A 22,594-nucleotide genomic window follows, 5' to 3' on the forward strand; every position below is an offset into this window, starting at 1 on the left:
GAGCGCCGCTCCGAAATACGCGTGGGTTCCGCTGTCTCAATCGTTTTCGCCTGGTCCCGCTCTTGTTCGCGAGAGCGCAAACAGGTTCTGAGCCCGACGTTGCGGGTGTAAACTGCGGTTTTGCCGCACCGCATGAAACGGACACCACCATGATTCAACACATCGAAGCCAGCCTGGTCGAAGCTCAAACCGCCTTGGCCAATCTGCTGGCCAACCCGGAAGCGCTGGCCAGCATCGACGCGGCGGCGCAAACCCTCATCACCAGCCTTGCCGCCGGCGGACGCATTTTTTCCTGCGGCAACGGCGGGTCGATGTGCGACGCCATGCATTTCGCCGAAGAGTTGACCGGCCGCTACCGCAAGAACCGCCGCGGCATGGCCGCCGTCGCGATTTCCGACCCCAGCCACATGACTTGCGTGGCTAACGACTACGGCTACGAGTTCGTGTTTTCGCGCTATCTGGAAAGCCACGCTCGCGCCGGCGACGTGCTGATCGGCATCAGCACCAGCGGCAACAGCCAGACCATCGTCAACGCCGCGCAGGTGGCGCGCGAAATGGGCGTCAAGGTGATTATCCTCACCGGCCGCGCCGGCACGCGGCTGGAGCCGCTGGCCGATGTTTACGTCAACACGCCAGGCGGCCAGTTTGCTGACCGGGTGCAGGAGTTGCACATCAAGGTGCTGCATATTCTGATCGAACTGGTGGAACGCCACTTCTGCCCGGAAAACTATTGAGTTTCCCCGCTCCGTCACGCTTGCCATTATGCTGACGGCACGCCCCGCACCCTAAGCGACGCCTGTCAGTACAAAGGCATGCGCCGGCCGCAAAAAAACCGCCGCCCGGACTCTCCGGCGGCGGTTCCGCGTTACAACTGCCCACCGCGCTCCGCAAAGCGCGGCAAACATTGAATAGCTCAACGGTTGAGGAAGGCGCCGATGCGCTGATACACCTCGCGGCAAACCTCCGGCACGATGGCCTCCAGATTGAGAAAGGCGTGCACCATGCCTTCCAGGTGCAGGTGCTCCACCTCCACTTCCGCCGCGCGCAGCTTGTCCGCGTAGAAAAACGCCTCGTCGCGCAGCGGGTCGAAGCTGGCCGACACCAGCAAGGTTGACGGCAGCTTGCGGCTGAACCCGCCATGCAGCGGCGAGGCCTGCAAGCGGTTCTCCGCGTGCTGGAAGTAGTTATCGAAATACCAGGCCACCCGCGCCTTGGTCAGCAAATAGCCTTCGCCGTTCTCGTCCACCGACGGCTGGCTCAAGGTGTAGTCGACGCTGGGATAGATCAACACTTGGCGCTTGATCCGCAAGGATGCGTCGTACTGGCCCAAAGCGCTGAGGCTGGACGTCAGCGCGCCGCCGGCGGAGTCTCCGGCCAGGGACAGCTCGCGCGCATAGGGCAGACCGCGCGCGTCCAGCGCCTGCCACAAGCCCTTGGCCACGACGGCGGCGTCCTGCAAACCGGCCGGGTACGGGCTTTCCGGCGCCAAACGGTAGTCGGCGGCCACCACCACGTGCTGGCTGGCGGCGGCGAGCCGCCGGCAAATCGGATCGTAAACGCTGACGCTGCCCACCATGTGTCCGCCGCCATGGAAAAACGCCAGCACCGGCAGCGCGCGCTGCGGGTTCGGGTGGTAGATGCGCACCGGCACGGTGAAATCGCGCCCAGGCACCAGGTCGTCGTTGACCCAAGCGATGTCCGGTCCCGACGTCACCATCTGTCTCGTCAGATTGGCCAGCGCTTCGCGCGCGCCGATCGGGGTCGCCTTGTAACCTTTGGCCACCAGTTCGGCCAGTTCTCGATTGTATGCTTCCAGCCAGACGGCCAGAGCGGGATCAAGCTGATGCATGCAAACTCCTATCGGCCCAGCCGTGACGGACGGCGCGCGGGCGCAAGCGAAAGAAAGAGGAATGCCCGGCATGGGCCGTTGCCGCGCCCGGCGCAGGCGATCGGTCCGTCTGGGGACTTGAGCAGCTTATACCATTGGTATTGCCGTGCAAGCGCGCCAGGAGGCTTGCCATGGCACTTGCGCCGGCCGGGCCGCGCCGGCGCCCCTTCAGCCGAACAAACGCTCCAGCAGGCTGGGTTTGCGTATTTGCAACAACTGCTCGGCGCCCAACAGCAAATCGTCTATCAGCCCTGGGTCGCTACGCGGCTGGCGAGCCAGCGCCGGGTTGGAATGGCCTGACGGGGCCAGTTCCAGCAGCGGGCCGCGCCGCGTCAGCCTGTAGCCGCCGGCGCAGCTGGGGCAGAAGATCTCCTCGCCGTCGGCTGCCGCTCGCGGCACGGCGATGATGGGGCCGCAGCCCGCGCAGGATTGCAAGGGAATGCCCGGCTCGCTATGGCCTATGACGTGATCGAACCGGCCAGTCTCGCCCAACTGGATGAAACGTTCGCCCAGTTCGCGGTCGAATTGGGTGCCCAGATTCTCCCGTATGATGGCCAGCGCGCGTTCCTTGGGCATGCCCCGCCGATACGGCCGGGTGCTGGTCATCGCGTCGAAGGCGTCGGCGATGCCGACGATGCGCGCCGCCAGCGGTATCTCCTTGTCTCTCAATCCCTGCGGGTAACCGCGGCCGTCCGGCATTTCGTGGTGGCTCAGCACCGCGTCCAGCGCCAACTCAGCCAAAGGATGATCGCTCAGCAAGTCGGCGCCCACTCGAGGATGGGTCTTGATGACCTCGTATTCGGCGTCGCTCAACTTGTCCGGCTTGTTCAACACCGCGTCAGGGACGCCCACCTTGCCCAGGTCGTGCAAAAAGCCGCCCAGCGCAATGCGCTCCACCTCGGACTGCGGCAGGCCCAGCTTGTCGGCCAGCGCATAGCACAAGCGCGACACCCGCCATAAATGCCCGCCGGTATAAGCATCGCGCGCCTCCACCATCATCGCCATCGTGTACAGCGTTTTCAGAAGCTCCCGCGCTTGTCGCATCTTTCATCCCCGCATGCCAATGGAACCCGGCCGCTAGAGCGATATCTGCAAGCGCTCCCGCGGCGACTCAGGCCGAATGATTTCAATATGGCATATCAATGCGGCTTTGCTGCGCTGGCAGCAATACGACAGTCGAGCGCCCGGAAATAGAGCAATCATTCCATTTGCATGAAATTTTCATTTTTCTTGGCTAGCCTAGACGGCACGCGGATCGCGCGCCGCCAACGGCGCGGTCCATGCGTTCGCGCCGTCGCCTGACGGCGCCCCACACGAGGAGACAACAATGAAATCGCTGCTATTGCTGGGCCTTGCCCTGAGCCCGCTGAGCCACTCCGCCGCCGCCGAACCGGTTCAGCCCGACCCTCGCTACAGTCACGTGCTGTCTTCGTCCGGCCCGCTCAGCCGCGAACAGCTTTTGAGAACGGCCCCGCCGGCGCCCATGAGCCGCGCCGCGCGCGGCGACGCCAATATCGAGCTGATGTCGGTGCCCGGCCCCTCCACCTATACCTATCTGCGCTGCTATTACCGCACCGGCGACGCCGCCAGACCCACCACCGACTACGTGTGGGGCCTGGACCCCAGCAGCGGCGACTACTACCGCTTGAACGGCTATTGGTGGTCCAGCAGCGCGCTGGACTGGAAGAACATGTACTACACCGACGTGGCGCAAAGCACGCTGCAGTCGGTTTGCCGCAACACCTTGCAGAAAAAGGGCATTCAGCAGAACCCGGCGATGGTGTTCGCCGCGGACAACCAACTGTCGTTCAACTACACGGTATGGACCAACGACAAGGCCGGCCAGGGTTCCGGCATCAACAAGATCGTCGCCTTCGGCGATAGCCTGTCGGACAACCAAAACGTCTACAACGCCTCCATGTGGACGCTGCCCAACCGCAACAGCTGGTTCCTTGGCCACTTCAGCAACGGCCAGGTGTGGGTGGAATACCTGGCCGGCCGTCTGCAGTTGCCGGTGTACAACTGGGCGATAGGCGGCGCTGGCGTGGACACGCAAAAACTGGTGATTCCCGGCGTGCAACAGCAGGTGCAGTCGTGGAAAGACTACATGAAGCAGGCTCGAGACTACGATCCGGCCACGACGCTGTTCACCATGCTGATCGGCGGCAACGACTTCGTGAACTACAACAACTCGGTGGATAAAGTGATCAGCGGCCAGAGCCAGGCGCTGACCAGCCTGATAGACGCCGGCGCGCGCAACATTCTGGTGCTCAACCTGCCCGACGTATCACGGGCGCCAGTGTTCCAGTTCAAGTCCGGCGCGGCCCAGGTGGCCGTCCAGGTGCGCGACTACAACCAGCGTCTCAACGCCTTGGCCGCTCAGTTGCGTCTCAAATACGGCAGCGGCCTCAAGCTAAACGTGTTCGACAGCTACGCGCTGTTCAACAAGGTGCTGGGCAACCCCTCCGCCTATCAGTTCAACAACACCACCCAGTCTTGCCTCAACATCAACGTGGACTCCAGCACCAACTATCTGAGTTCGCAGAGCCCGCGGGCCAACTGCGTGAATCCCGACAGCTTTGTGTTCTGGGATACCCTGCACCCCACCACTCGCACGCATAAGGTGCTGGCGGACGAGGTGTACGGCTTCATGAACGGCTCCGCCGGCTTGGCCGCCCTGCCGCGACGCTGAGACCGTTCAGTGCCTGCCGCGCTTTGTGAACCACCATACGGCCACCATCGCTGCGCGATGCGCCCTATGCGTATTCCGCTTTCCCTGCGGTTTCCGCCTTGTCTCGCTGTGGTTCGCGAAGCTTTGAGCAGGTACTAAAACCGCTTGAATCGAGCAGCGGCCAAGCCGCGCCACCAGACAGGCCGCCTGCGGGCGGCCTGTTGTTTTGCAAGGGCTTTTCCGGACACGCATTTGAGCGCGACGACGGCAGCGCATACAATGAAGGATTTTCCGGCGCGCCCGCCTCCGCGCAGCGAGCCGGCCCGGAACCGCAAGCGAAGGCCCCCGATGTCCTCCCTGACCCCATTGCTGCAAAGCGCCGAAGCCGCGCGCGCAGAACTGATCGCCCGGCTGCAAGCCGAAGACACCAATTGTTATCGTCTATTCCACGGCAGCGTGGAAGGCATGCCCGGCCTGACCGTAGACCGCTACGGCGAACAGTTGCTAGCCCAGACCTTCCACCAGCCGCTGAGCGAAGACGAGCTGGCGGCGGTCCGCGCCCATTACCAGGCCAGCCACCCCGGCTTGCCGCTGGTCTACAACGACCGCAGCGCCGGCAACTCCCGCATCGGCAACGCGCTGACGCTGGAACAGCAAGCCGAGGCCGAAGCCGACCACACCATTCGCGAACTAAGCGTCAACTACCACTACCGCGCTCGCCATAAAGGCCAGGACCCGTGGCTGTTCCTGGATTTGCGCGCCGCGCGCCGCCGCGTGATGGAGCTGGCGGCCGGCAAAAGCGTGCTGAATCTGTTCGCTTACACCTGCGGCGTCGGCGTAGCCGCGGCCAAGGCCGGCGCCAGCTTCGTGATGAACGTGGACTTCGCCGAATCCAGCCTCAGCGTGGGCCGCGCCAACGCCAAGCTCAATCTGCTGACCACCCGCCCGCGCTGCGTGCAGAGCGATGTGTTCGCCGCCATCCGCCAGCTGTCCGGCATCGGCCAGCCCGAGCGCGTGCGCGGCAAGAAAATGCCGCCCTTCCCCAAACTGGAAGCGCGTCAGTTCGATCTGGTGTTTCTGGACCCGCCGCGCTACTCCAAGAGCCCCTTCGGCGTGGTGGACCTGATCAACGATTACCAGGCGCTGTTCAAACCGGCGCTGCTGACCACCGCGCCGGGCGGCACGCTGATTTGCTGCAACAACGTCGCGCAGGTGGACGGCGACGCCTGGCTGGATGCGCTCAAGCGCAGCGCGGCCAAGGCCGGCCGCGAAGTGCGCGCGGCGGAATGGATCATCCCGGACGCGGACTTTCCCAGCCCGGACGGCAAGCATCCCTTGAAGATTGTCGCGCTCAGCGTCTGATCTGTGCTCTTGACGGCTGCCGGTCCCGGCCGGATTGCCGCGGCCAGATCCAATCTCGCCAAACGCCCGCCTTGCGCGGGCGTTTTCGCATAAAAAGCCACAGCATTTAAGCTATATGGCATTTTTACTCACATCTTAAAATTACCGTTTATTTTCACCTGTAAATACTTAAAGATCCCGATACGGCGCCACGCCGAAACAGCCGCGCTAGACGGCATGCAACAGACAGCTTGACTCAAATCACGTATCGGGAAAGTCACTATGAAACTTCAACTGCTACGCGGCCTGCTGGCCGCCGCAGGCCTGTTCACCGCCTGCCAGGCTCACGCCCAGCTGGACCCGCAATTGGACTATCTGTCCCCAGGCGGGCCGCTCAGCGAAGCCCAGGTCAAGGCCGCTGCGGCCAAACCGGCCGTGGCACTGGGAGCCGCCACCTATACCTATCTGCGCTGCTATTACCGGCTGGACATGAGCCCCGCCAAGCCGCAAACCAGCTACCACTGGGCGCTGGACCCCAGCAGCGGCGACTACTACCGCGTCAACGGTTACTGGTGGTCCGGCAGCATCGTCGCGCTGAAGAATATGTTCTATGGCGATGTGGCTCAGGACACCCTGGCCGCCGTCTGCCAGAAAACGCTGGCGGCCAAGGGAATCAACCGTCCGGTGGCGCTCTACGCCGCCGCCAACAACCAGATGTCCTACAACCACACTATCTGGAGCCAGGACAGCGCCAGCCAGCCGGCGCGCGTCAACAAGCTGATCGTGTTCGGCGACAGCCTGTCCGACACTCAGAACATGTACGGCGCGTCCCAATGGCGGCTGCCCAACGCCAAAAGCTGGTTCATCGGCCGCTTCAGCAATGATCGGGTGTGGGTGGAATATCTGGCCGAGCAGTTGAAGCTGCCGATCTACAATTGGGCGATCGGCGGCTCCGCCGGCGATCAGCATCTGGTGGTGCCAGGCCTGCTGCAGCAGGTGGAGTCGTGGTCGCAATACATGCAGAAAGCCGCCAATTACCGGCCGGAGAACACTCTGTTCACCATGTTGATCGGCGGCAACGACCTGCTCAACTACGGCCGCACCGTGGACCAGGTGATCGCGGACCAAGGCAAGGCGCTGGAACGCATCATCACCGCCGGCGCGCGCCACATCGTGGTGCTGAACCTGCCCAACCTGGCCCGCACCCCGGCGGCCCAGGCCAGCGGCAAGGCCGCCGCGCTGGCGCCGCAGGTGCGCGACTACAACGCCAAACTGGCGCTGCTGGTGGCGCAATTGCAACAGAAATACGGCAGCACGCTGAAGCTGAACCTGTTCGACAGCAACGCCCTGTTCGACGACCTGCTCGACAACCCGGCCAAGTATCAGGTCGGCAATGCCACTCAGTCCTGCCTGGACATCGCCGCCAACGCCAGCCTGCCCTATATCTGGGAACAGAAACCGCGCGCGGAATGCGGCAATCCGGACGCCTTCGTGTTTTGGGACGTGCTGCACCCTACCACTCACACCCATAAGCTGTTGGGCGCCTACATCGCCAACTTCGTCAAGGCGGCGGATCCAGCGGTCTCCGCCACGGCGGCGCTGAAGACGCGCCGCTAGGCGAATGAGCTCCCAGGCTGCCGCCATCGCGCGGCGGCTTGGGGTAAGATGCCGGTTTTAGCCGGACATCCCGCCATGAACCAAGCTCCGCAAACTGTCCTCAAACCCTGCCCCAAATGCGGCGCGCCCGCACTGCTGGTCAAGGCGGGCTCCCGTCGCTTCTGGGTGCAATGCAGCCGCTACCCGGACAACGGCAATTGCAGCGCCATCGGCGCTCAGGCCGACAACAAAAAAGAAGCCGTCGCCAACTGGAACGCCTCCCGCTGAGCACGCATCATGAATCTCTCGCCCTATCTTCTGACGCCGCTGCTGCTGGTGTTGTCCAATGTGTTCATGACCTTCGCCTGGTACGCCCACTTGAAGGACATGTCGTCCAAACCCTGGTGGCTGGCGGCGCTGGCAAGTTGGGGTATCGCCTTGTTCGAGTATTTGCTGCAGGTGCCGGCCAACCGCGCCGGCTACGGCGTGATGACGCTGTCGCAGCTGAAGATCATTCAGGAAGTGATATCGCTGTCGGTATTCATACCGTTCGCGGTCTTTTACATGAACCAGCCTTTCCGCTGGGACTACGTATGGGCTGGGCTGTGTCTGGTGGGCGCGGTCTACTTCATGTTCCGCGGCTGAGCGCTTGTTCAAGGCGCTGCTGCGCTTGGTAAGGCGTTGTACGGCGAGAACACGCTCGAAATGCCCGTATACCACTCAACCATTCCGCTTTTTCGCTCGTTTTCGCCTTGTCTCGCCCTTGCTCGCGAGACTTTGGAGCTGGCGCTAAAACCTGGCTACTGGTTGGCGCGCACCCAGCGGTGCCATTGGGAAAACAGCTCCGGATTCAGCGCGGCGATGGCGGAGCGCTTCCAGATCACATCGCTCCAGTAGTCGTCGCTGTTGAGGCTGGCGATCTGGCCGCCGGCCTCCTCCAGAATCACCGCTCCGGCGGCGTAATCCCACAAGCGCTGGCCGCCGTGCAGGTAAAGATCGTAGCGGCCAGCCGCCAGATAACACCAGTCAAGCGTGCTGGAGCCCAGATTGCGCAAGCTGCCGCACGGGCAGGTGCTGCCGATGCGCGCGGCCAGCTTGCCGGAGCGCAGATATTTGACCTCCACGCTGGCAATGGCGTCGCACATGGTGTTGACCACGGTTTTCAAGGGCAGCCGCTGGCCGTTCAGAAAGGCGCCCTCGCCGCGGCTGGCGTAAAACATTTCCTGGGACACCGGGTTGTAGATCACGCCCAGCCGGCTTTTGCCGCCCACCATCAGGCCGACGGAAATAGCGAAATACGGCAGTCCGTTGACGAAGTTGGTGGTGCCGTCTATCGGGTCCACCACCCACAAGCCGTCCTGATTCTCCGCCCACAACCGGTCTTGCTCGGCCAATTCCATCTCCTCGCCCAATACCGGGTGAGGCAGAATGCGGGGCAAAGCGGCCTGCAAGGCTTGCTGGCAAGCCATATCGGCTTCGGTGAACAGCGTGCCGTCGTCCTTGCGGCTTTTGCCCACGTGCAAAAAGCGCGGCATCACCTCGTCGCGCGCCACTTCCCTGAGCACCTGCATCACCTGTTCCAGCACCTGCATTCGTTTTCCCCCAAGGCCGCTGCAATCCTATTTGCTGCAATCGCAGCAAACAAAGCAAAATACCGGTATCAACAGCGACTTTCAATACGTCATGCCCAGGTTTTACATTGACGCCGACCTCTGCGTCGGCCAAACGCTGGCCCTGCCAGACACGGTGGTGCGCCATGTACAGGTGCTGCGGCTCAACGCCGGCGACGCCGTCACCCTGTTCAACGGCCGCGGCGGCGAGTACTCCGCCGTGCTGGACGCGGTGATGAAGCGCGACGCCCATTGCCGCATCGAAGGCTTCGACGACGTTTCACGTGAAACGCCGATTTGGCTGGGCCTGGCCCAAGCCATTTCCGGCGGCGACAAAATGGAGTTTACCTTGCAAAAGGGCGTGGAAATGGGCGTGTCCGCGTTTCAGCCCATCGCCGCGGAGCGCTCCATCGTCAAACTGTCCGGCGAGCGCGCCGACAAGCGCGTGGCGCGCTGGCAGGAAATCGTGATTTCCGCCTGCGAGCAAAGCGGTCGCAACGCCATTCCTGAAGTATTGCCCATTCTGTCGCTGGAGCAATGGCTGAAACAGGCGCCGAGCGCCGACGCGCGGCTGATCCTGTCCCCGGTGGGCAGTCAGCGCCTGGCCGACATCGCCGCCGAGCCTAAACGCGCCTGGCTGATGGCCGGCCCGGAGGGCGGTTACTCCGCCCGCGAAGAGGCCGCGGCGCTGGACGCTGGCTGGACACCGCTGAAACTGGGGCCGCGCATCCTGCGCACCGAAACCGCGGCGCTGGCCGCGGTGGCGGCGATACAAACGGTGTGGGGGGATTACCGCTAGCCGGAGCGGCGCGGGGGCTAGGCCCGCTATAGAAAGCGCAGCGGATCAATCTTCCACTTGTCCGGCGACTCGTGTTTGACAATGCGGTCGCCGCCGCCAAACCCCATGCCGCGAGACAAATCCACCATCTCCGGCGGAATGTAGACATTGCTCTTGGTGCTGAAAAACACCTTCACCTTGGGCGAGATCAGGTTGCTTTCGTTCTGCTCCACCACCACGCCCAGGCGGCCGCTCTCCAGCCGCACCAGGGTGCCGATAGGATAAATGCCTATGCTGCGCATGAACGCCTGCACCAACTGCGGATTGAAGTGGAACTTGGACCACTCGTAGATCTTGCGCAGGGCGTCGGTGGGCGCCATGCCCTTGTGGTAGCAGCGGTCCGAAGTCAGCGCGTCGTATACGTCGACGATGGCCGCCATCTGTCCCAGCTGTGAAATCTCCTCTCCCTTGAGGCCCGCCGGATAGCCGCTGCCGTCGTGACGCTCATGGTGCTGCGCCGCCACCAGCACCGCGGTTTCGGAAATACCGGTGGTTTGCAGCAGAATCTGCTTGCTCTCCACCACATGGCACTTCATCACCACGAACTCCTGCTCGGTCAGTTTGCCCGGCTTGTTGAGAATGCGGTCCGGAATCTTCATCTTGCCGATATCGTGCAGCATGCCGCCAATGCCGGCGTGATGAATCACCTCCTTGCTCATTCCCATTGCATTGCAAAAACTGACCATCAACGCGCCAACGCTGACCGAATGCTGGAAAGTGTAATTGTCCTTGTCCTTGATGCGGCACAGCGACAGCAGCGCGCCGCCGTTGCGGAGAATGGACGAAGTCATCTTGGTCACCGACGGCTCCACCATTTCCAATTCCACCTGTTTGCCCAGACGCACGTCTTTGAGAATGCCCTGGATGATCTGATTGGCTTCGCTGTGGATCAGTTGAGCGCGGCCAAACTCGGAGCCAGCCTCCACCTGCGGCTCCAGAATGGTCTCGTTGCTGCCGAATTCGCGGATCTGCTCCTCCAACAGCTTTTTCACTTCGGTGGCGCTGGGCGCGGAGGGCAAATCCATTCCCTTGCGCGTGTCGATGTACACCTCGTGAATGCCGGAATCGGCAATCTTGCGGATTTCTTCCTCATCCTTGATCAGGAAACGCTTAAGCAAAAAGGGGTGCGACATCCAATCGCAGTTCAGATCGTGGATGTACATGCCCACCTTGAGATCGGCCACTTCTATGCACTTGATCATTCTGTGCTCTTTATCCCGCCGCGCGTCTGTGCCGCCGGCCGCGCGCATGCGTCTCCGCCACCCTGTCACCGGGACCCCGCCGGCCGCAATCGCCGGCGCAAATGGACCTGCGCGCCCAGTGCCGCCCGGGCGCGCCTTCTTTCAGCATCAACTCCGCTATCGGCATTTGCAAGGTATTCCATTAGCCCGGCGGCTAAATAAGCGGCGCACAATGACATGCGAATTCGACGTCAAACTCGCGCAAAGCCTGCTAGATAACGCAATGCGCCGCCGCTTGTCACGCTGCTGTAAATATTGCCGCCGCGGCCGTTGTGGCGCGGTTTCCACGTTCCGCCGAGCAACGTCCGCCTTTTAGCGCGTCGGCATGGACCGGTGCGGGCTTATCGCTTTAATGTCTATAAATAAGGGCAAGACACCGAACCTCGCCTCCGCTCGCGCGCGGCCGCGGCAAGCCGCCATATAACAAGCTTCGCAAGCTACTGGGGAAAGAAGAATGGAACAGCAGAAATGGGGCCGCCTGAGCACCCGCATCATTCTGGTGGCCGCCGCCGCCATCGCCGTCGGCTTCGCCGTCATGATCGGCCTGATCGCCTGGCAAAGCTACCGCTCGGCGGTGGAGCAAGGCTACAAACTGGCCTCTGAGCAGGCCAGCAGCTACGCCAAGGACGCGGAAAGCGATTTTGCCCGCAACTTCACTCTGCCGCGCCACCTGGCCGACGCGGTATTGGGCATACAACGCGTCGCGCATCCGGACCGCAAACACACCGACAACACCATCCAGCAGATGCTGGACAACGCGCCTCAGTCGGTGGGCCTGTGGATGCTATGGGAGCCGAACGCCTTCGACGGCAACGACAACAGCTTCCGCATGGACTGGCCTCGCCACGACCCCACCGGCCGCTATCAGCCCTACATCACCAAGAACGACAAGGGCAAAGCGCAAATGGACGTGATGATGTCGGCGGACCGCGTCAAGGAATTCCCCAAGTTCAAGGATCACCCGGAAAGCTATCAGCCCGACTACGAAAAACCGGGCTGGGGCGATTTCTACTACGTGCCCAAGCAACGCGGCCGCGACACCATCACCGAGCCCTACCCCTACGAGGTGCAGAACCGCAAGATCCTGGAAAGCTCGCTGGCCGTGGTGATCAAAGACGCCGCGGGCAAAATGCTGGGGGTCTCCGCCACCGACATCGCGCTGGACGACCTGCAAAAGAAATTCGGCCAGATCCGGTTATATGAAACCGGCTATGTCAGCATGCTGTCCGAAGGCGGCCTCTACGTGGTCAATCCAGAGGCCAGCCTGCTGGGCAAACCCGCGCCCAAGGACAGCCCGCTGACGCCCTATCTGGGCAAGATCAAGCAAGGCGAGGACTTCGTTTACGAAGCAGGCGGCTTCACCCACTTCTTCCACCCTGTGAAAGTCGCCAATACCGGCCAGTTCTGGACGCTGGGCGTCAGCATACCCACCGCGGCCATCACCGCCGACGCCAAGCGGCAAAGCCTGACCGCGGTGCTAATAGGCGCGGTGGCGCTGGCGCTGATTCTGCTGGTGCTGGCCGGCGTGGTGCGCGCGCTGACCCGGCCGCTGAACCATCTGGCCGCCACCATGGAGCAACTGGCCTCCGGCAAAGGCGACCTGACCATCCGCATCCCGATCAGCAACCGCGACGAAATCGGCCGCACCGCGGACGCCTTCAACCGATTTATCGCCAGCCTTCGCGATATGTTCGTGGAGGTGCGCGAACAGAGCCAGGCGGTCACCGCGGCGGCGGTCTCCTTGCAAGAGTCCGCTCGCCAGGTGGAAAGCGCCTCCGCTTCGCAATCGGACGCCGCCAGCGCCACCGCCGCCGGCGTGGAGGAAGTCACCGTCAGCGTGCAGCACATCGCCAACACCGCGCAGCTGGCGGAGAGCACCGCGAGGGAAACCGGCAGACTGACCGAGCAGAGCGTTTCCACCGTCAACCAGGTCACCGCCGAAATCCGCCGCATGACCGACAATATGCACGCGCTGGCGGATCGGGTGAATGTCCTGGGCGCGCGCTCAACCGAGGTCAGCACCATCGTCAACGTGATCAAGGACATCGCGGACCAAACCAATCTGCTGGCGCTGAACGCGGCGATCGAAGCCGCGCGCGCCGGCGAGATGGGCCGCGGTTTCGCCGTGGTGGCGGACGAGGTGCGCAACCTGGCCGGCCGGACCGCCGAGGCCACGGTGGAGATCAGCCGCATCGTCAACGCCATCGGCCAGGAAACCCGCGACGCCGTCAGCGACGTGCAAAAGAGCAGCCAGTTGGTGGGCAACAGCGTCGCCATCGCCGAAGACGCCAACCAGGCGATGCAAACCGTGCTGGATCGCAGCCACGGCCTGGTGGGCAGCATCGTCGACATCGCCTCCTCCACTCGCGAGCAGTCCGCGGCCAGCCTGGAGATCGCTCAGAACGTGGAGCGCATCAGCAGCATGGCGCAGAGCAATAGCGACGTGGTGCGCCAAGTGGCCGCCTCGGTCAGCCATCTGCGCGAACTGTCGGCGCGGCTGGAAGCGCTGGTGGGCGATTTCCGTACCTGAACCGCCAAACAATGAAAGGACAGCCCTGATGACGGCAATCGACTGGTGGCCGTTTGTCGCCGCCTCGCTGCTGCTGGTGGTCACGCCGGGCGCCGGCACGCTGTCCATCCTCGGCGCGCTCAGCGGCGGCGGGCTGCGCGCCGGCTACGCGGCCCAGGCCGGTTTGCTGGCCGGCGATCTGATCCTGATCGCGCTGGCCGGCGGCGGCGTGGCGGCGCTGCTGGCCGCTCACCCCGGCTGGTTTGAACTGCTGCGCTACGCCGGCGCGTTCTATCTGGCCTGGCTGGGCGCGCGCTTGCTGTTCCGCCGCGACGGCGGAGCCGCGGCCGTGACCGCGCCGGCGCAACACAGCGCCGGCGCCTGCTTCCGCCGCTCGCTGTTGATCACCCTGGCCAACCCCAAGGCCATCCTGTTTTTCATGGCCTTCTTCCCGCAATTCCTGGAAGCCGGCCGCGCCGGCCCGGCCGGCTTCGCGCAGCTGGCCGCGGTATTCTGCCTGATCAATATGCTCTACTTGGCGCTGCTGGTATGGCTTGCCGGCCGCCTGCGCCGCCGCGCCTTCGCTCCCGGCGCCCGCCTGCTGCTCAACCGCCTGCTGGGCGTCTGCTTTCTCAGCCTGGGGATCAAATACGCGCTGCGCTGAGGAACTGTTCATAGTCTGCTGCGCAGGTGGAAGTGTCCTTTTTCTGCCATCAATTTTGATAAATGCGACACGGGTCTTACCGTCGTGCAGGAATTGGGATTACAATCCCGCAATTTTGTTCGGACCACAGGCAATGACCCACGCAAAAACGCTTCCCGCACGACGCACCGCCCGCCACGGCGGCGACCTGGCGTTGGCGCGAGCCGTTGCCGTTCCCGAACCCCGACGCAGTAATAAAACAAGCTCCTGATTCCAGGGGCTTTTTTTTTACCCGCGACTCATAAAGCCAATATTGAAAGGACGCGACCATGGCCAACCCCCTCTACCGCAAACACATCATTTCCATACCGGACTTCAGCCGCGAGGAACTGGAGCTGGTGGTGGCCACGGCAGCCCGCCTGAAACAACAGCCTCGCAACGACCTGCTGAAAGACAAGCTGGTGGGGAGCTGTTTCTTCGAGCCCTCCACCCGCACCCGTCTGTCCTTCGAGACCGCGGTGCAGCGGCTGGGCGGCAGCATCATCGGCTTCGCCGACGGGGGCAACACCAGCGCCAAGAAAGGCGAAACCCTGGCGGACTCCATCAAGATCATCGGCTCCTACACCGACGCGGTGGTGATGCGTCATCCCAAGGAAGGCGCGGCGCGCCTGGCCAGCGAGTTCTCCGCCGTGCCCATCATCAACGGCGGCGACGGCTCCAACCAGCACCCAACCCAGACCCTGCTGGACCTGTTCACCATTCGGGAAACCCAGGGCACGCTGGAAAACCTGACCGTGGCCTTCGTCGGCGACCTCAAGTACGGCCGTACCGTGCACTCGCTGACCCAGGCGCTGTCGTTGTTCGGCGCCCGTTTCTACTTTGTGGCGCCGGAGCAACTGGCGATGCCGGACTACATCTGCGAGGAGCTGGACGAAAAAGGCATCCAGTACACCGTGGTCGGCAGCTTGGACGACGTGATTCCGCAAGTGGATGTGCTGTACATGACCCGCGTGCAACGCGAGCGTTTCGACGAGGCCGAGTTCAAGAAGATTCAGGGCAAGTTCGTGCTGCGCGCGGACATGCTGCACAACGCCCGCAGCAATATGAAGATTCTGCACCCGCTGCCGCGCGTCGACGAGATCGAAACCAGCGTGGACGCCACGCCGCACGCTTATTACTTCGAACAAGCCAAGAACGGGGTCTATGCGCGCCAGGCGCTGCTGTCGCTGGTGTTGAACGAGACCGTCTGATTCAGGAAAAGGAAACCATCATGCAATATACCCGCACCGTAGAAGCGCTGAAGCAAGGCACCGTCATCGACCACATCCCGGCCGGCCAGGGGCTGGTCATCCTGCGTCTGTTCAAACTCAGCGAAACCGGAGAGCGCGTCACCGTGGGGCTGAACCTTTCCAGCCGTCACATGGGCGCCAAGGACATCATCAAGGTGGAGAACATCGCGCTGTCGGAGGAACAGGCCAACGAACTGGCGCTGTTCGCGCCGCAGGCCACCGTTAACGTGATCGACAACTTCGAGGTGGTCAAAAAACACAAGCTGGCGCTGCCGGACACCATCGAAGGCATCTTCTCCTGCCCCAACTCCAACTGCATCTCGCACAACGAGCCGGTGACCAGCTTTTTCTACGTTAAACCCCAGGCGCGCGACACAAAAATGAAATGCAAGTATTGCGAAAAGGTGTTCAGTAGGGATATCGTTGCAGAGGTGCGCTAAGTCGTACAAGGGTGAATAGAGAAATATCAAGAAAACACTGCGTTCGACAGTGGTAAAAAGCACGAGCAAGCGCCGCAGTCATCTGCGGCGCTTCTCATTTCAGGCTCACGACGCAGACGGCCCCTCGCTGGCGCCGTCGATAAAGCGCTGCAGAAACACCAGGTCCAGCCAGCGGCCAAACTTGAATCCCACCTGCGGCAACATGCCCACCTGCTGGAAACCCAATTTCTCATGGAAGCGGATAGAACCCGCGTTGGCGGCGTCCACCGCGCCTATCATGGTGTGCTTGCCCAGCGCCTTGGCGCGCGGAAACAAGGCTTGCACCAAGGCGGTGCCAATACCCTTGCCGCGCGCGTCGGCGGACAGGTGCACGCTGTGCTCCACGGTGAAGCGGTAGCCCGGCTTGACGCGGAAATCGCCAAAGCTGGAGAAACCCAGGATCTTGCCGTCCTCCTCCGCCAGCAGCACCGGATAGCCGGCCGCGGCGCGGTCCTGGAACCAGACGGCAAACTCGCCGGCGGACAGGGGATCGTCGTTGTAGATGGCGGTGGTGGTGGCGATAACCTCGTTGTAGATGTCGAGTATCGCCGCCAGGTCTTCCAGCGTGGCGTCGCGGATAATCATGTTCTGTCCCTTGCTGATGTGGCTTGTTGTGTGGATCGCGGGCGAGGACGCCGGCGCGTATCCTTAGAGTCTGTTCATCATCTGCTGCGCTTCATGAGGCGTGACACGATGAGTACCGCTTCGAAATGCTCATGTACCACTTGACCATTCCGCTTGCTCAGCGGTTTTCGCCTTGTCTCGCTCTTGCTCGCTAGATTTTGAACAGGCTCTTAAATGCAAACAGTGTACCAGCCGTCGGTTCAGCCGGCAGCCGTCGGCTTTTTGCGCGGGCTGCGCTTCTTGCGCGCCGGCGTCTCCGGCGGCGGATCCGCCGCGGGCGGCGTTGCCGTGGGCGCCGCCAAGGGGGATTCGCCGTCGTGCTTGAGCCGGATTTCGCAATGCAGTTTGGAGCCGTTTCGGCTTTCCTGCACCGTCAGGAAGTCCAGCTTCTTCACCATCTGCGACAACCGGGAATGGCCGTAGACCCTCGGGTCGAACGAGGGATCGTTCTTGGCCAGATAGGTGCCCACCACCGACAGCTCCGCCCAGCCGCTGTCGCGGGACACGGCCTCGATCGCATTGGTGAACATGTCCTGCAGCGGGTGGCGCTCCTTCTCCGGCTGCGGCTTGGCTCGGCTGCGCGCGCTGCGCGTCTTGGGCTTGTCAGCCGCGATCTTGGCCACCGCCGGTTCCGGCCGCAAAATCTCGGTGAACACGAATTTGTCGCAAGCGGCGATGAAGGGCCGCGGCGTCTTGGATTGCTCGCCCAGGCCGATCACCATCAACCCGGATTCACGCAGCCGGGTCGCCAGGCGGGTAAAGTCGCTGTCCGAGGACACCAGGCAGAAACCGTCGAAATTACCGGTGTAGAGCAGGTCCATCGCGTCGATGATCAGCGCGGAGTCGGTGGAATTCTTGCCCTTGGTGTAGGCGAACTGCTGAATCGGCGAAATCGCGTACTGGTGCAGCACTTCCTTCCAGCCCTTCAATTGGCTGGTGGTCCAGTCGCCGTAAGCGCGCTTGACCACGGCGGTGCCGTACTTGGCCACCTCGGCCAGCAACTCGGCGATCAGCGCCGACTGCGCGTTGTCCGCATCGATCAATACTGCCAGTTTGCGATTTTCCATGCTTGGTTTCCGTAAAACGATTGAGTCATGCTAAAACCGGCCGCCGCGGCTGTCAAAACCGGCGGCCGGGCGCCGCTACGGCGGCGGGGCGCGCAATGTCTGCTCCACGATGGCGGCAATCCGCCCCTCGCGTTTCATCTGCTCCAAGACGGCGTTCAGTTGCCGGATGAAATCGTCCAGATAGGGAAAATGCTGTTGACCGCGCTTGGCGAAACCGACATAGGCCTGCTCGCCGTTCAGACTGGCCGCCGCCGCCAATCCGCCGCGTTGCTCCGCGCTGATCACGCCTCGCCGCTGAAGCCGATCCAGCACGTAGAGAATGGACAGCTTGTCGTTCAAATAGCAATCAATGCGGCCATTGACCAGCTTCAGCAGATTGCCCTGAGTGTCCGGCGCCTCGTCCAAATGAATCTCGCCGCGCTGCACCGCCAGCCAGAATGCCTTGCCGCCGGGGCGGAAACCCGCGTTGTTGCCAAAGCGCAGGCCCAGGAAATCCGCCGGCCAATGCGGCCGCGGCGCCCGCATGATGTCCGCCCGGCAATACACCGCCAGTTGCTCCTGCCAGAACGGCGCCGAATAGCCCATGTAGTCGCGCTCCGGACGGTAGTACGGCGGAGACAACGCCGGCGCGCGGCCGGCCTCCAGTTCGGAGAGGCCGCGCTTCCACGGCACAGGCCGCAGCTCGATGCGATAGCCGGACAAGCGCTGCGACGCCTCGCGCAACACTTCGTTGTAAACGCCCTCTGCCCGTCCGTCCTTCTCATAGGAATACGGCGGATAACCGTTGTCGACCAAAACCACCACCTGGCGCGGCGGCGCTGCCGCAATGCCCTGCGCCAGCCCGGCCAACAGCAGCCACAACAAGCCCGATCTGATCATTTGAATGACATAATCCGTGTCGATAAACACGTTATAGCCGCTACGCGCGCCAAGGAGATGGGCTGGCCGCTAAACGAACCCGTAAACGCGCGCGGCAAACAAAAAGCCGCCCAGCGGGCGGCTTTGACGGCGAAGCGCGGATGCGCTTACTTTTTGGCGATGCTCTTGCCGAAGCTTTCCGCGGCGGCGCGCATCTTGGGCAACAGCACCGGCTCGGCGGCCTTCAAGGTGTCGCCGGCGATGGTGTTGATGATCTGCGGCTGCTGTTTCAGCAGTTTCTGACCCGCTGCGGTCTTGTAGAAAGCATTGATCTGCTTGAGTTCGTCGGCGCTGAACTGGGCGCTGTAAGCCTTGGCTACAGTCTGCTCGAACTGCTGCTTGGCAGTGCTGGAGCCAAAGTAATCGCTGGCCAGCTTGTGCACGTTCTCGCCGTAGGTCTTGAAGCCTTCCTGCGCCTTCTTCTGCTGAGCTTCGCTCAGCTTGATCTTGTTCTTGACGAAGTATTCCTGCAGCAGCGGCATCGCGCTGGCGGTGGTGCGCTGCGCCAGTTCCGGCAGCATATTGTTCAGGTTCAGCGTGGCGGACAACTCTTTGACGGCGGCGTCCTGGGCGGCGTCGGCGTGCGCCAGCAGCGGCAAAGTCAGCGCCAGGGCGGCCAGGCCGGCTTTGAGCGGGCGTGATGCGAACATGTGGAATCCTTTGGCTTTGAGTTGGAAACAGCTGGCGTCGGCCAGGCCGACGCGAAAACACCGGCAGTGTGACACCGCCGCCGCCGCAGGTCAAAAAAGACGGGGGGCCTGCGCCTAGCGTGCCGCGGCGGGGGCCGGCGGCAACTGGCTCTGCCAGCCCTGGTAAGCGCCGATATTGGCGCGAGTGATCAGCTGCACCGGCACTAACACCAAGCTTGGCTTGGCGTTGGGCTTATCCAGCAATTGGCGGCCCAGCTTCACCGCCTCCGCGCCGATGGCGTACGGAGCTTGGCTGACGGAGGCCACAATCTGATTCTGCGCTCGCAACGCCTTTTCGATATCCGGCGAGCCGTCCACCCCAGCCACCATCACCTCCTTGCGGCCGGCTTCCCGCGCGGCCTGCTCCGCCCCCAGCGCCTGGCGGTCGTTGCAGGAGAACACGCCGTTGATCATAGGGTAGCGCCGCAGATGCCGCTCCATCAGCCGCTTGCCGCCCCAGCTGGACGCCATGCCGCTCTCTTGATGGCTGAGCAAGCGGATTTTGGGAAATGCGGCCAAGCTACGGCGGCAACCGGCCACCCGGTCCCAGACAGACGACACCGGCGGACCGTTCTGAATCACCATCGTCCCATGGCCGTGCATCTGCTCCGCCAGATAACGGCAGGCCAGCGCGCCAGCCTGAACATTGTCCGATTTGACCGTGCCGTCGACGCCGGGCGCATCCACGTCCACCGCCACCACTCGCACCCCGGCCTGGTGCGCGATACGCACCAGCGGCGCCACCGCCTTGCTGTCCGCGGCCACCAGCAGAATCAGCTCCACCTGCTGACGCAGCAGTTGCCGCACCTGTTCCTCCTGCCGCTCCAGGCTGAAATTGGCGGACAGGGTGGTGACTTGCGCATTGGGATTGGCCGCGCGCGCCTCGTTCAGCGCGCCGCGCGCCACGAGCTGATAGAAGGGGTTGTCCAGCGCTCCCACGGACACGCCGATGCGGCTCAAGGGGGCGGCGTAAACGGCTCCAGCCAGCGACAGCCAACAACAGGCGAAGAATCGGCTCGGCATCATGGCCACTCAAGAGAGGGTTGAAATACATGCCATCCCAGTTTAGACCACCTGGCTTGAAGCGAAACTACGCCGAACAATGGCTTGGGAGCCACAATGCCCCCGGCGACACCAGCGGCCTGCGGGCCTGCTCAAGACCCGCCGCGCCGCGTGGCGCAACGCGCGGCAGATGGAGACTCAGGCCGCCTGGCTCAAGCTGGCCCGCACCCTTTGCGCCAGCAGCTCCAGTTGCAGCCAGCCGTCTTCCCATTGGCAGTGGCCGGACTCCACATTGATGTGGCCGGCCTGCCGCAGCCAAGCGATGGGCGTGCGCCAGTAGCCCGCCAGCCGAGCCGCGCGCGGGGTCTTGCAGAACGGATCGTTGCTGCTCGCCACCATCCTGGCCGGAAACGGCAAGGGCTGCCGCGGCGTCGGCGCGAACCCCATGAGCTCGCGCGGCACAAAGGGCCGCTCCACATCCGCCGGCGCCACCAATAAAGCGCCAGCGATTCGCCGCGGATGGCGCTGCGCGTAATGCGCCACCGCTACGCAGCCCAGGCTGTGGGCAACGACGATGGCTGGCTTTCGCGTCCTCTCAAGCGCCTGATCCAGGCCCTGCAGCCAGTCGTCCAGCCGCGGCGCGTCCCAATCGCTTACCTCCACCCGCTCGGCTTTCAAACGCCGCTGCCAGTGGCTTTGCCAATGCCGCGGGCCGGAGTTGTGCCAGCCAGGCTGAATGATCAAGTCGAAATCCGCCAGCGAAGGTTCCATCGCTCAGCTCCTCAAAGGTTGATCTCGCACTGTAGAATGACTTTTATATTCTTGGAAATGATATTGAACGAAAAACTTATTCCCCATACCTCTAAAGCAGTACTGTCATCGCATAGATTTATTTGGAATTTAAAGATAAAAAACAATCACTTCTGGCTCTAAAACATTTCTGATTAGATGCAATCATCGCTTGCACTCTCAGGAAATCGCCATGCCACGACTCACCTTCCGCCATGCCCTGCTGTCCCTCGCCTTGTTCAGCGGCGCCGCGCCGCTGCTGGCCTCGGAGCTGCTCAACGTCTCGTACGACCCCACCCGCGAGCTATACCAAGACGTCAACAAGGCCTTTGCCGAGCAATGGAAAAAACAGGGCGGCGACGTCGTCATCAAGCAATCGCACGGCGGCTCGGGCAAACAATCGCTGGCCATCCAGCATGGCCTGGAGGCCGATGTGGCCACGCTGGCGCTGGCCTACGACATCGATGTGCTGGCGGATCAGGGCCTGCTGCCCAAGAACTGGCAAAGCCGCTTGCCGGACAATAGCTCGCCCTATACCTCCACCATCGTGTTCCTGGTGCGCAAGGGCAACCCCAAGGGCATCCGCGATTGGGGCGACCTGATCAAGCCCGGCGTCCAGGTCATCACTCCCAACCCCAAAACCTCCGGCGGCGCGCGCTGGAACTATCTGGCGGCCTGGGGCTACGCGCTGAAACAGCCCGGCGGCAACGAGGCCAAGGCCCGCGCCTACGTCGGCGAACTATACAAGCACGTGCCGGTGCTGGACACTGGAGCGCGCGGCGCGACGCTGACCTTCGCACAACGCGGACAGGGCGATGTGCTGCTGGCTTGGGAGAACGAGGCGGTGCTGGCGGTGAAAGAGCTGGGACCGGATAAGTTCGACATTGTCACCCCCTCATTGTCCATCCTGGCGGAACCGCCGGTGGCGGTGGTGGATAAGGTGGCCGACAAGAAGGGCAACCGCAAGCTGGCCGAGGCTTATCTGAAGTTCCTGTATACCCCTCAGGGCCAGACCATCGCGGCGCAGAACTACTACCGCCCGCGTGACGCCAAGATTGCGGCGCAATACGCCGGCCAATTCCCCAAGGTCAAGCTGTTCACGCTGCAAGAGACTTTCGGCGACTGGCGCAGCACCCAGCGCAAGCACTTCGCCGACGGCGGCGTGTTCGATCAACTAGTAGCCAAGAAATAAACACCGCCCCGTAGAACCTGCTCAAGGCCTCGCGCGTCAGAGCGAGACAAGGCGAAAACGGCTGATGAAGCGAAATGTGCATTCGGTACATGGGCATTTCGAAGCCGTACTCACCGTGTAACGCCCCACAACGCGCAGTAGATCGTAAACAGGTTCTGACATGCGAACAGCCCGGCTAGCCGGGCTGTTGTTCATCCCGCGACAAGAA

General features: G+C 62.8%; 22 protein-coding genes. 12 read left to right on the forward strand and 10 right to left on the reverse strand.

Annotated elements, in window-relative coordinates; all coding sequences use genetic code 11:
- Window positions 1-149: 149 nt before the first annotated feature.
- Window positions 150-734 (forward strand): SIS domain-containing protein, encoded by a 585-nt coding sequence (locus tag BR71_RS16885; RefSeq protein WP_043640204.1) that lies wholly within the window; start codon window positions 150-152, stop codon window positions 732-734.
- Between the two features lie 179 nt (window positions 735-913).
- Here BR71_RS16885 and BR71_RS16890 read toward each other — a convergent pair whose 3' ends face one another.
- Both BR71_RS16890 and BR71_RS16895 read right to left on the reverse strand, forming a co-directional pair.
- Window positions 914-1,849, reverse strand: coding sequence for an alpha/beta hydrolase (locus tag BR71_RS16890; RefSeq protein WP_043640207.1), 936 nt, complete (start codon window positions 1,847-1,849; stop codon window positions 914-916).
- A 207-nt stretch (window positions 1,850-2,056) separates the two neighbouring features.
- Window positions 2,057-2,932, reverse strand: coding sequence for an HD-GYP domain-containing protein (locus BR71_RS16895; protein WP_043640210.1), 876 nt, complete (start codon window positions 2,930-2,932; stop codon window positions 2,057-2,059).
- A 283-nt stretch (window positions 2,933-3,215) separates the two neighbouring features.
- On the opposite strand from BR71_RS16895, the gene BR71_RS16900 reads away from it, so the two are divergent.
- The 5 genes from BR71_RS16900 (at window position 3,216) to BR71_RS16920 (ending at window position 8,141) form a co-directional block, all read left to right on the forward strand.
- Complete coding sequence (locus BR71_RS16900; protein WP_167604378.1) at window positions 3,216-4,580, forward strand: SGNH/GDSL hydrolase family protein; 1,365 nt, start codon at window positions 3,216-3,218, stop codon at window positions 4,578-4,580.
- 327 nt (window positions 4,581-4,907) lie between these two features.
- Complete coding sequence (locus tag BR71_RS16905) at window positions 4,908-5,921, forward strand: class I SAM-dependent rRNA methyltransferase (protein WP_043640291.1); 1,014 nt, start codon at window positions 4,908-4,910, stop codon at window positions 5,919-5,921.
- Window positions 5,922-6,182: 261 nt separating this feature from the next.
- A complete protein-coding gene (locus tag BR71_RS16910; protein ID WP_081862716.1) occupies window positions 6,183-7,517 on the forward strand; it encodes an SGNH/GDSL hydrolase family protein in 1,335 nt (444 codons plus the stop codon).
- A gap of 75 nt (window positions 7,518-7,592) precedes the next feature.
- The gene (locus tag BR71_RS16915) at window positions 7,593-7,784 is read left to right on the forward strand and encodes a Lar family restriction alleviation protein (protein ID WP_043640216.1); all 192 of its coding nucleotides are present in this window, start codon (window positions 7,593-7,595) and stop codon (window positions 7,782-7,784) included.
- A gap of 9 nt (window positions 7,785-7,793) precedes the next feature.
- Complete coding sequence (locus tag BR71_RS16920; protein ID WP_019101577.1) at window positions 7,794-8,141, forward strand: DMT family protein; 348 nt, start codon at window positions 7,794-7,796, stop codon at window positions 8,139-8,141.
- 155 nt (window positions 8,142-8,296) lie between these two features.
- Here the strand turns inward: BR71_RS16920 and BR71_RS16925 are convergent, their stop codons facing one another.
- A complete protein-coding gene (locus BR71_RS16925; RefSeq protein WP_043640219.1) occupies window positions 8,297-9,088 on the reverse strand; it encodes an inositol monophosphatase family protein in 792 nt (263 codons plus the stop codon).
- Window positions 9,089-9,179: 91 nt separating this feature from the next.
- Here BR71_RS16925 and BR71_RS16930 point away from each other — a divergent pair, with 91 nt between their 5' ends.
- Window positions 9,180-9,905, forward strand: coding sequence for a 16S rRNA (uracil(1498)-N(3))-methyltransferase (locus BR71_RS16930; protein WP_043640297.1), 726 nt, complete (start codon window positions 9,180-9,182; stop codon window positions 9,903-9,905).
- A gap of 26 nt (window positions 9,906-9,931) precedes the next feature.
- Here the strand turns inward: BR71_RS16930 and BR71_RS16935 are convergent, their stop codons facing one another.
- Window positions 9,932-11,146, reverse strand: coding sequence for an HD-GYP domain-containing protein (locus tag BR71_RS16935; RefSeq protein ID WP_043640300.1), 1,215 nt, complete (start codon window positions 11,144-11,146; stop codon window positions 9,932-9,934).
- Between the two features lie 493 nt (window positions 11,147-11,639).
- Between BR71_RS16935 and BR71_RS16940 the strand changes: the two genes are divergently transcribed.
- The 4 genes from BR71_RS16940 (at window position 11,640) to pyrI (ending at window position 16,066) form a co-directional block, all read left to right on the forward strand.
- A complete protein-coding gene (locus BR71_RS16940) occupies window positions 11,640-13,715 on the forward strand; it encodes a methyl-accepting chemotaxis protein (RefSeq protein ID WP_043640221.1) in 2,076 nt (691 codons plus the stop codon).
- Between the two features lie 28 nt (window positions 13,716-13,743).
- On the forward strand, window positions 13,744-14,358 hold the full coding sequence (locus BR71_RS16945; RefSeq protein WP_043640228.1) for a LysE family transporter: 615 nt from the start codon (window positions 13,744-13,746) through the stop codon (window positions 14,356-14,358).
- A gap of 308 nt (window positions 14,359-14,666) precedes the next feature.
- Entirely contained in the window at window positions 14,667-15,587 is a 921-nt protein-coding gene (gene pyrB / locus BR71_RS16950) for an aspartate carbamoyltransferase (protein ID WP_043640231.1), read from the forward strand.
- Between the two features lie 20 nt (window positions 15,588-15,607).
- On the forward strand, window positions 15,608-16,066 hold the full coding sequence (gene pyrI / locus BR71_RS16955; RefSeq protein WP_043589228.1) for an aspartate carbamoyltransferase regulatory subunit: 459 nt from the start codon (window positions 15,608-15,610) through the stop codon (window positions 16,064-16,066).
- A gap of 105 nt (window positions 16,067-16,171) precedes the next feature.
- Here pyrI and BR71_RS16960 read toward each other — a convergent pair whose 3' ends face one another.
- The 6 genes from BR71_RS16960 to BR71_RS16985 all read right to left on the reverse strand — a co-directional run bounded on the left by BR71_RS16960 (window position 16,172) and on the right by BR71_RS16985 (window position 21,176).
- Window positions 16,172-16,690, reverse strand: a complete 519-nt coding sequence (locus tag BR71_RS16960) for a GNAT family N-acetyltransferase (RefSeq protein ID WP_019102489.1) — start codon at window positions 16,688-16,690, stop codon at window positions 16,172-16,174.
- A 239-nt stretch (window positions 16,691-16,929) separates the two neighbouring features.
- The gene (locus BR71_RS16965) at window positions 16,930-17,796 is read right to left on the reverse strand and encodes an NYN domain-containing protein (RefSeq protein WP_043640236.1); all 867 of its coding nucleotides are present in this window, start codon (window positions 17,794-17,796) and stop codon (window positions 16,930-16,932) included.
- A gap of 75 nt (window positions 17,797-17,871) precedes the next feature.
- A complete protein-coding gene (locus tag BR71_RS16970; protein WP_043640304.1) occupies window positions 17,872-18,675 on the reverse strand; it encodes a substrate-binding periplasmic protein in 804 nt (267 codons plus the stop codon).
- Between the two features lie 146 nt (window positions 18,676-18,821).
- Window positions 18,822-19,364, reverse strand: a complete 543-nt coding sequence (locus BR71_RS16975) for a DUF2059 domain-containing protein (protein WP_019103452.1) — start codon at window positions 19,362-19,364, stop codon at window positions 18,822-18,824.
- Between the two features lie 114 nt (window positions 19,365-19,478).
- Window positions 19,479-20,429 (reverse strand): substrate-binding domain-containing protein, encoded by a 951-nt coding sequence (locus tag BR71_RS16980; protein WP_043640238.1) that lies wholly within the window; start codon window positions 20,427-20,429, stop codon window positions 19,479-19,481.
- A 174-nt stretch (window positions 20,430-20,603) separates the two neighbouring features.
- On the reverse strand, window positions 20,604-21,176 hold the full coding sequence (locus BR71_RS16985; RefSeq protein ID WP_043640241.1) for an RBBP9/YdeN family alpha/beta hydrolase: 573 nt from the start codon (window positions 21,174-21,176) through the stop codon (window positions 20,604-20,606).
- 211 nt (window positions 21,177-21,387) lie between these two features.
- Here BR71_RS16985 and BR71_RS16990 point away from each other — a divergent pair, with 211 nt between their 5' ends.
- The gene (locus BR71_RS16990) at window positions 21,388-22,386 is read left to right on the forward strand and encodes a sulfate ABC transporter substrate-binding protein (RefSeq protein WP_043640243.1); all 999 of its coding nucleotides are present in this window, start codon (window positions 21,388-21,390) and stop codon (window positions 22,384-22,386) included.
- Window positions 22,387-22,594 lie beyond the last annotated feature (208 nt).

It is taken from the genome of Chromobacterium haemolyticum DSM 19808 (genome assembly GCF_000711885.1).
Lineage (GTDB): Bacteria > Pseudomonadota > Gammaproteobacteria > Burkholderiales > Chromobacteriaceae > Chromobacterium > Chromobacterium haemolyticum.